This is a genomic window from Streptomyces roseolilacinus (assembly GCF_014649335.1).
Classification (GTDB): Bacteria; Actinomycetota; Actinomycetes; order Streptomycetales; family Streptomycetaceae; genus Streptomyces; species Streptomyces roseolilacinus.
In genome coordinates this window covers 503321-512267 of the sequence record NZ_BMSV01000006.1, presented here as the reverse complement: position 1 = coordinate 512267, position 8947 = coordinate 503321, and the positions used below count along the sequence as shown (strand labels likewise).

At 73.7% G+C, this 8947-nt stretch carries 6 protein-coding genes and 1 pseudogene; all 7 read right to left on the bottom strand.

Features of this window, described 5'->3' with window-relative positions; translation table 11 throughout:
* A pseudogene (locus IE106_RS30420) lies at positions 1 to 129 on the bottom strand (flavodoxin-dependent (E)-4-hydroxy-3-methylbut-2-enyl-diphosphate synthase); the annotation flags it as partial.
* A complete protein-coding gene (gene dxs / locus IE106_RS17680) occupies positions 126 to 2027 on the bottom strand; it encodes a 1-deoxy-D-xylulose-5-phosphate synthase (protein WP_189535110.1) in 1902 nt (633 codons plus the stop codon). The pseudogene IE106_RS30420 and the gene dxs, both read right to left, overlap by 4 nt.
* An 86-nt stretch (positions 2028 to 2113) precedes the next feature.
* The gene (locus tag IE106_RS17675; protein ID WP_189535019.1) at positions 2114 to 3187 is read right to left on the bottom strand and encodes a polyprenyl synthetase family protein; all 1074 of its coding nucleotides are present in this window, start codon (positions 3185 to 3187) and stop codon (positions 2114 to 2116) included.
* Positions 3184 to 4182 (bottom strand): 4-hydroxy-3-methylbut-2-enyl diphosphate reductase, encoded by a 999-nt coding sequence (gene ispH / locus IE106_RS17670; RefSeq protein ID WP_189535017.1) that lies wholly within the window; start codon positions 4180 to 4182, stop codon positions 3184 to 3186. The genes IE106_RS17675 and ispH overlap by 4 nt, the downstream gene beginning before the upstream one ends.
* Before the next feature lie 311 nt (positions 4183 to 4493).
* Positions 4494 to 5600 (bottom strand): 3-dehydroquinate synthase II domain-containing protein, encoded by a 1107-nt coding sequence (locus IE106_RS17665; RefSeq protein ID WP_189535015.1) that lies wholly within the window; start codon positions 5598 to 5600, stop codon positions 4494 to 4496.
* A 170-nt stretch (positions 5601 to 5770) separates the two neighbouring features.
* Complete coding sequence (locus IE106_RS17660) at positions 5771 to 8008, bottom strand: MMPL family transporter (protein ID WP_189535013.1); 2238 nt, start codon at positions 8006 to 8008, stop codon at positions 5771 to 5773.
* A 130-nt stretch (positions 8009 to 8138) separates the two neighbouring features.
* Positions 8139 to 8903 (bottom strand): transmembrane-type terpene cyclase, encoded by a 765-nt coding sequence (locus tag IE106_RS17655; protein ID WP_189535011.1) that lies wholly within the window; start codon positions 8901 to 8903, stop codon positions 8139 to 8141.
* Positions 8904 to 8947 lie beyond the last annotated feature (44 nt).

The following is an 8947-nucleotide window of genomic DNA, read 5'->3' as shown; positions in this document are numbered from 1 at the left end:
GGTCATCGACTGCACCGACACCGGCGCGTCACCACCCACGGCGACGGAACCGACCTGGATCCGCCGACTCTTCCGGCGCTCGGCCAGCCTGGTCGGAACGGACGGCATGCCAAGGGAGACCGCGGTCATGAGAGCTCCGTGGGGTGACGGGTCGGATGGGGCCGGGGTGCGGCGAGCGCGTCCCACGTCGCCTGGGCGGCGCGGGCGACGTCGTCCGCGGTGATGCCGGACTCCTCCAGCACCTCGCCGCGCGTGCCGTGCGCGAAGAACCGCTGGGCGAGGCCCACCTGCCGTACCGGTACGTGGACGGAGGCGTCCTCCAGGGCCTGGGCGACGGCCGAACCGACGCCCCCGACCCGGCCGTTGTCCTCGACGGTGACCACCAGGCGGTGGCGGCGGGCCAGTTCGGGCAGGCCCTCGGGGACCGGCTTGACCCAGCGCGGGTCGACGACGGTGGCGCGCAGGCCCCGCCGGCCCAGCCGTTCGGCGGCCCCGAGGCACACCTCGGCCATCGGGCCGACCGAGACGATCAGGACGTCGGCGTCGTCCCCCGCCGGGCGGGCCAGGACGTCGAGGCCGTGCGCGACGGCGACGGCCTCCCGGTCGGCGGCGACCACGCCCTTGGGGAAGCGGACGACGGTCGGCGCGTCGTCGACGGCGACCGCCTCCCGCAGCAGCTGCCGCAGCCGGGCGCCGTCGCGCGGCACGGCGATGCGCAGGCCCGGCACGACCTGGAGGAGCGACAGGTCCCACATGCCGTTGTGGCTGGGCCCGTCGCTGCCGGTGGCGCCCGCCCGGTCGAGGACGAACGTGACGCCGCACCCGTGCAGCGCCACGTCCAGCAGCACCTGGTCGAAGGCCCGGTTGAGGAACGTCGCGTACAGGGCGACGACCGGGTGCGCCCCGCCCAGGGCCAGCCCGGCCGCGGACGTGACGGCGTGCTGCTCGGCGATGCCCACGTCGAAGACCCGGTCCGGGTACGCCTCCGCGAACGCGGCGAGCCCGACCGGCCGGAGCATCGCCGCGGTGATCGCGACGACGTCGGGCCGCTCCGCGCCGACCTTCACGACCTCCTCGGAGAAGACGGAGGTCCAGGACTCGGCGCGGGGTGCGGCCAGGGCGGCCGCGGCGTCCACGGCGTGGAACCGGTCGGCCTCGTGCTCCTCGGCCGGCCGGTGGCCGCGGCCCTTCTCGGTGATGCAGTGCACGATGACGGGGCTGCCGAACCCCTTGGCGCGGCGCAGGGCCTCCTCGACGGCCTCGACGTCGTGCCCGTCGACCGGGCCGACGTACTTCAGCCCCAGGTCCTCGAAGAGGCACTGCGGGGCGACCAGGTCCTTCAGGCCCTTCTTCACGCCGTGCAGGGCCGTGTAGAGCGGTCTGCCGACGACGGGGGTGCGCTCCAGCCCCTCCTTGCCCCACTCCAGGACCCGCTCGTACCGCTGCGAGGTGCGCAGCGCCGTGAGGTGGTCGGCGAGGCCGCCGCGGGTCCTGGCGTACGAGCGGCCGTTGTCGTTGACGACGATGACGAGCGGGAAGTCCTCGATCAGGGCGATGTTGTTGAGGGCCTCCCAGGCCATGCCGCCGGTGAGGGCGCCGTCCCCGACGACGGCGACGACGCTGCGGTCGGTCTCGCCGCGCAGCCGGTACGCCTTGGCGAGGCCGTCCGCGTACGACAGGGCCGTGGAGGCGTGAGAGTTCTCGATGACGTCGTGCCCGGACTCCTCCCGGGAGGGGTAGCCGGACAGGCCGCCGCGGCTGCGCAGGCGGCCGAAGTCACGCCGTCCGGTCAGCATCTTGTGGACGTACGCCTGGTGGCCGGTGTCCCACAGCAGCCGGTCGGCCGGGGAGCGGAACACCCGGTGGAGGGCGATCGTCAGCTCCACGACGCCGAGGTTGGGGCCGAGGTGGCCGCCCGTGCGGGACACCTGGGTGACGAGGAAGTCGCGTATCTCCGCCGCCAGGCCGGGGAGCCGCTCCGGGGGCAGGGCCCGGACGTCGGCGGGCCCGTCGATCGCGTGGAGCAGGGGGTGCGTGCCGGAGGTGTCGGCGCCGGGTGTCACCACGGGGGGTGTCTCCTGGGGGTCGCGGGGGTCGGTCACGGGGTCGCCTCCTACCTGTCCCGGAAGGCGACGCCGTGGGCCATGGCGCGCAGCTCGCCGCGCCAGCGGTCGTCGAGGGACGCCTCGGCCAGCGCCTCGCAGCCCTTCTGCACCAGCTGCCCGATGTGGTCCTCGACGTCGTCGCGGACGCCGTTGTCGACGAGCAGGGCGCGCAGCACCTCCGGCCCGTACGACGGGTCGAGGAACAGCTCGCGCACGCGCGGGTCGCGTTCCATGGCGAGGCCCATCAGGAGGGTCATCTTGTGCCGGTCGAAGTCGAGGCCGGCGGGCTTGCCGCTGGCCTCGCTGGTGCCGAACGCGTCCATCAGGTCGTCGCGCAGCTGGAACGCCTCGCCGACGGTGATCCCGTACTCCTGGAACGGCGCGGCCAGGTCGGTCCGCCCGGCCAGCCGGGCGCCCAGGGCGAGGGGGCGGTGGATCGTGTAGTGGCCGGACTTGGCGACGGCGATCCAGCGGGCCAGCTGCGGGTCGGCGGAGAACTCGGCGGCGGCGAGGACGTCCATGTACTGGCCGATGATCAGCTCGGAGCGCAGTTCGCTCCACAGGCCGAGGACGGTCGCCGGGGCGTCGGCCATGAGCCGGTCGGAGTAGATCAGGGCGAGGTCGCCGGCGAGGATCGCGACGTTCTCCCCGTACCGCTCCGGGTCGCCCTGCCAGCCGCGCCGCCGGTGCACGCCGGTGTGGTGGACGTGGGCGGTGGGCCCGCCGCGCCGCTGGTCGGACTGGTCCATGACGTCGTCGTGGATGAGCGCGCAGGCGTGCAGGACCTCCAGGGCGGCGGCCGCGGAGACCACGCCGTCGTACCCCTCCGGGCCGCCGCCGCCCGCGAGGTAGCCGGCGACGCAGAACGCGGGCCGCAGCCGCTTGCCGCCGGACTCGACGAGCCGCGTTATCGCCTCGACGGGCGTGCCGGCGCGGGGGTCGGTCCCGGTCCAGGTGGCGAGTTCGTCGGACAGGAAGTCGCGCAGGCGGCGCTCCGTGGCGGCCATGAGGTGCTCGAAGGCCTCGCGCTGGGCGGCGGAGAGCCTGGAGTCGTCCTGTTCGACGGGTGCGTGGGCGGTCATGTGGCACTCCTGTCGGTGGGTTCTGCGGGTGAGGCGGCGGCCCCGGTGAGCCGCTGACCCGTGCGGCGTCCCTCGGCGAGCTGCTGGGGGACGGAGAAGTGGACGTCCTCGACGGAGGTGCGCTCCACGGTGACGTCGCGGAAGCCCAGGTCGCCGAGGGCGTCGAGGAGTTCGGTGACCAGGACCTCGGGCACGCTGGCGCCGGAGCTGACGCCGATCGTGGAGACGCCGTCGAGCCACGCCCCGTCCAGGTGGGTGGTGTCGGGGACGAGGTGCGCGGCGGTGCCGGCCTGGCGGGCCACGTCGACCATGCGCAGGGAGTTGCTGGAGTTCCGCGAGCCGACGACCAGGACGAGGTCGCACTGGGCGGCGAGCGACTTGACGCCGTTCTGCCGGTTCTGGCTGGCGTAGCAGATGGTGTCGCCGCGCGGGCCGACGAGGTCGGTGAAGCGGGCCTTCAGCGCCTCGACGATGCCGGCGGTCTCGTCCATGGAGAGGGTGGTCTGCGTCAGGTAGGCGACGGGCGTGTCGTCGGCCAGCGGGAGCCGGGCGACCTCCTCGGCGGTCTCCACGACGACGGTCCGCCGCGGCGCCTCGCCGCGGGTGCCCTCGGTCTCCTCGTGGTCGGCGTGGCCGATGAGCAGCAGGACCCGCTCGTCGCGGGTCACGCGGCGGGCGTGCTGGTGGACGCGGGAGACCAGCGGGCACGTCGCGTCGATGACGTCGAGTGCGCGCCTGGCCGCGTTGGAGCGGACCGCGGGCGAGACGCCGTGCGCGGAGAAGACGCAGACGCTGCCGGGCGGCACCTCCTCCTCGGTGTCGACGAACACGGCCCCCTTGGCTTCGAGGGACCGGACGACGTGGTGGTTGTGGACGATCTGCTTGCGTACGTAGACGGGCGGGCCGTGGATCTCCAGCGCCCGCTCGACCATGTCGACGGCGCGGACGACGCCCGCGCAGAAGCCGCGCGGTTCGGCGAGAATGACCTTCTTCATCACTGTCCTTCGTCCAGAGCGCCGCCACCGGGCCGGGCGCTCGTGCGGTGACGCGCCGGCACGTGGTCCAGGGGGCCGCCGACGCGCCGGGGCGGGCCTCCGGGCCGGGCGGGTCGCGGACCTCCGCCGCGGTGTCCGACGCCGCCCGGGACGGTCGCGCCGCCCGTGGGTCCGGAGCCGCGCCGTACGGCTCCGGGGTGGGCGCGCGGCCCCCGGCCGTGTCGCGGGCCGGTTCGGCGGGGCCGGTGGCGGGGCGCGGGGCCGCGGGGACGACCGGGGCGGGCGGCCCGGTCACCCCGCGCCCCGGTCGCTCAGAACTCGCTGATCTCCTCGTCGACCTTGATGCCGACGTGCCGGCCCGGCTCGGTGACGCGGCCCAGCAGCCGGGTGCCCGGGACGACCTCGGTGAGGTTGAGCGGCTTGCCCTCGGCGCTCATCACGCGCACGTGCCAGTCGTCCTGGAGGAAGACGTTGACGGTCACGTCCTCGTAGCGGGCCTCGACGAGGCGCAGCGGCCGCAGCTCGACCTTGACGCGGCCGACCATCGCCTCGCGGAACCGGCCGCTCGGGTTGACGGCGTGGCACTTCTCGCCGGCCGCGAGGTCGGTGATGTACGCGGTCGTGTCGGTGCCGAAGACGTACGAGTGGACGGCGCCGGCGTTGACGCGGAACGGCCGCAGGTTCATGTACGGCAGGTAGTGCACCTCGGCGCAGACGAGGATGCCGCCCGACGAGGTCGAGCCGATGATCATGCCCTCGTCCTCGTCGAACAGGTGCGTCGTGTCGATGCAGCCGCGGTAGCCCATGCCGACCGGCTCGGAGCGGACGACCTCCAGCGGGACGAGGTCGAGCTGCGCGTGCCGCTCCGCCCGCAGGACGGCGCTGACCTTGGCGAGGTCCGCGAGGTGGTCGGCGCCGACGACCAGCCCGGCGGGCCCGCTCTCCAGGACGCCGGCGACGCTCGCGGTCTCGGCGCTGGTCAGCAGCTCCTTGTAGACCTGCGTGCGGGTGCCCTGGGCGCGGGCCAGGAGCAGTTCCAGCGGGATGTTCGTCTCGTCCGCGAAGGCGGCGACCAGGACGTGGACGGAGCCGCACAGGGCGGCCGCCTCGTTCATGGTGTCGCCGTCGGTGATCTCGCAGCGCACGCCGACCGTCCGCTTGCCGGCGGCGTCGCGCACCGCGTCGAGCTCCCTCGGGGAGGGCGCGACCAGCACGTCGACCCGCGCGTCGTCGAGGCGGGCGGCCTCCTCCCCGGTCACCAGGCACGCGACGGTGATCCGGGCCAGCGGCTCCCAGCCGTCGAGCTGGCCGGGGCGGACCAGGACGCCGGTGGCGTCGGAGGACCGGATGTGGGCGAGGGCGGCCTCCGTGGCGTCGCCCTTGAGCCGGGTGACGTCGGCCCAGAGTGTGGTGTCCATCTGCGTTCTGCCTTTCGCCGGAAGGGCCGGCCCGGTCGCCGGGGCGCCGGCCGGAGCATGCGAACGGCGCGCCCTTCGGGGCGCGCCGGGGTGGGGACGCGCTCCGGCGCCGGCCTCGGGGCCGGCGCCGGAACGTGCGGGGCGTGGCGGGTGCGGGACGCGCGGTCGGGTTACCGCACGCCGGCGTACGGCGCCGCGTCGGGTGCGGCCGGTCCGGGCGGCGGCTCGTGGGACTCCCGCAGGCCGAACCTGCCGTGCAGGCGCCGCAGGGGCTCCGGGGCCCACCAGGTGGCCCTGCCGCCGAGCCGCATGAGGGCGGGCAGCAGCGCGCCGCGGATGAGGGTGGCGTCCATCAGCACGGCGAGCGGGAGCCCGATGCCGTACGCCTTGACGTAGGAGATGCCGGAGACGGTGAAGGCCAGGAAGACGATGGAGATCAGCACGGCGGCCGCCGTGACCATGCGCCCGATCTTCTCCAGCCCCTGGGCCACCGCCTCCGTGCCGGAACCGGTGCGGGCGTACTCCTCGCGGATCCGCGCCAGCATGAAGACCTGGTAGTCCATGGCCAGGCCGAAGGAGAGCGCGAACAGCATCACCGGGATCGTCGAGGCGATGGTCCCCGTGACGGTGACGTCGCCCAGCAGCGAGACCAGGTGGCCGTCCTGGAAGATCCAGACCAGCGCCCCGAAGGTGGCGGTGAGGCTCAGGCCGCTGAGGAGCAGCGCCAGCAGCGGCAGCGTCACGCTGCCGGTGAGGAGGAACAGCAGGACGACCATGGCGGCCATCACCGCGCCGAGCGCGTACGGCAGCCGGTCGAGGAGCGTCTCGGTGGTGTCGATGCTGTCGGCCGCCATGCCGCCGACGAGGACCTCGAACGGGGCCTCCTGCGCCCGCACGTCGTGGACGAGCCGCTGGGCCGCCTCCGGGTCCCCCGAGGCGGGGACCACCGACAGGTAGCTCCCGTCGCCGAGGCCGAAGCGCTGGTGCGCCGCGGTCGCGCCGACGGCCCGGGCGCCCTCCACGTAGCTGCCGGTGGGGCCGTCCACCCGCGCGACGCCGGGCAGCTCCGACAGGGCGGCGGCGTACCCGGGGAGGTCCCCGTCGCCCTTGTCCACTCCGGGTACGACGACCTGCGCGGCGTTCTGCTCGGCGCTGTCGAAGTCGGCCCTGATGACCGAGGCCACCTGCCGCGCCTGGGAGGACTGGGGCATGGAACGCTCGTCGGGCATGCCCAGCCGGACGCCCAGGAAGGGCGTGCCGAGCAGCAGCAGGAACGCGATCACCGCGGTGGCGACGGGCACCGGGCGGCGCATGACGAACGTGGCGAGGCGGTGCCAGAACCCGTTCTCCAGGGACTGCCCCGCGCGCCCGTCCCGGCGCCTGCCGAAGACGCGCCCCTTCTCGACCCGCGGGCCGAGCGTCAGGAGGAGGGCGGGCAGGACGGTGAGCGCGCCGGCCGCCGAGAGCAGGGCCGTCACCATGCCGCCGACGCCGAGGGACCGCACCGCCTCCAGGGGGAAGAACAGCAGCCCGGCGAGGACCAGGGCGATGGTGACGGCGGAGAAGAGGACCGTGCGCCCGGCCGTCTGCAGGGTGGTGCGGACGGCCTGCTCCGGCGCCGCCCCGTTGCGCTGCTCCTCGCGGTAGCGGTTGACGATCAGCAGGCTGTAGTCGATCGCGAGCCCGAGTCCCAGCAGCGTCACCACGCTGACCACGAAGACGGACAGCTCGGTCACGCCGGCCATCACCCACAGCACGCCGAGGCCGAGCAGCATCGAGACCAGGGCCACGGCGAGCGGCAGGCACGCCGCGACGACGCTGCCGAAGACGAGCACGAGGACGACCAGCGTCAGGGGGAAGGCGATCGTCTCGCCCTTGGTGCCGTCCTCCTGGCTGATCTCCGTCGTCTCCTTCTGGAACATCGCGTAGCCGCCGACCCTGACCTCCAGGCCCGCCCGCTCGCCCTCGTAGCGCGGCGCCAGGTCGTCCAGCAGCTTGTTCACGGCCGTCTCGTCACCGCGGATCGTCGCCCCGACGAGCGCCTTGTCGCCCTTCTCGCTGCGGAGTTGGGGAGGGCGCCCCGCGGTCCAGTAGGAGACCACGTTGACGACGTGCTCCTCCGCGGCGAGCCGCTGGGTGAGCCGGGCGCCCTCCCGGGCGGCGGCGGGGGCGTCCACGCCGCCCGGGCCGGCCGACACGAGGAGGGTGAGGTTGGGCTGCCCCTGGTCGTTCTCCTCCAGGATCCGGGTCGCCCGGCCCGACTCGGACCCCTTGTTCGTCAGCCCTCCCGCCGTGAGCTTGTCGAAGAGGGTCGCGCTCGCCGCGCCTCCGGCGAGCGAGAGGAGCAGGGCCACCACGAGCACGGCCCGGCTCCGCCGCAGGACGAGCCGGGAGAGGTACTCCATCATGATGCCGTTCTTCCTTCCTTCGTCTGGCGGCCGACGATGACGGCGCCACAGCTACGACGGAACAGCCCCGTGGATTCGTGACAGCCGGGCCGGGAGCGGGGCGCCGCCGCGCGCGCGTCGCCGGGAGGGGTCAGACGCGGACCGGGTCCGGCGCGGCCTCCGGCGCCTCCGGGGCTTGCACCGGGGGCCTGTTGAGCGCCCACGGGGACTGGCCCTCCGCCCGGATCTGCCGGTGGATCATCCTGACGTAGGTCAGGTCCAGCGCGAGGATGATGACGAACCAGAACAGCACGAGGGTGCGGCCGGGGAAGATGATCAGCACGTTCAGTCCGGCCAGGAACGAGCCCAGCATCTTGAAGACCGCGATGTAGAGCGACTGCCCGGCGGACGAGCGGCGCTGCCTGAGGGTGACGATGAAGGCCACGGCGATGCCGACGTTGAGCGCCACGCCGCTGTACATGCCGAGGTCGTCGCGGAACTCGTAGGCCATCAGGTAGTGCTGCACGGCGGTGTACGCGCAGATCCCCCAGAACATGCGGAGGAAGTTCTTCCGCGACAGCCGGGGGAAGTCCTTGCCGCCGTACTTGACGACCTGGTAGACGATGAGGAAGTCGAAGAAGAACCAGATGAAGTTGGCCGGGCGTTGCGCCGGTTCCTGGTCGATGACGAACGAGTGGACGAACTCCCAGGAGAAGTTGATCGCCACGACGACGGCGGGGATGCCGGTCCTCTTGTCCACGTGCGCCCGGTGGATCGCCAGGCAGTAGGCGAGCAGCCAGAACAGGGCGATCCCCACGACGATCGCCCAGAACCAGCCGTTCCTGAAGTCCCTCGGCGCCGAGATCGAGGGGGCGATCGCGGGGAGGTCTACGAGCGCCGGCGGCAGCCAGCTCATGGGGCACCTGCCTTTCTGCGGTTGTTCACGTCGCTGTTCTCCAT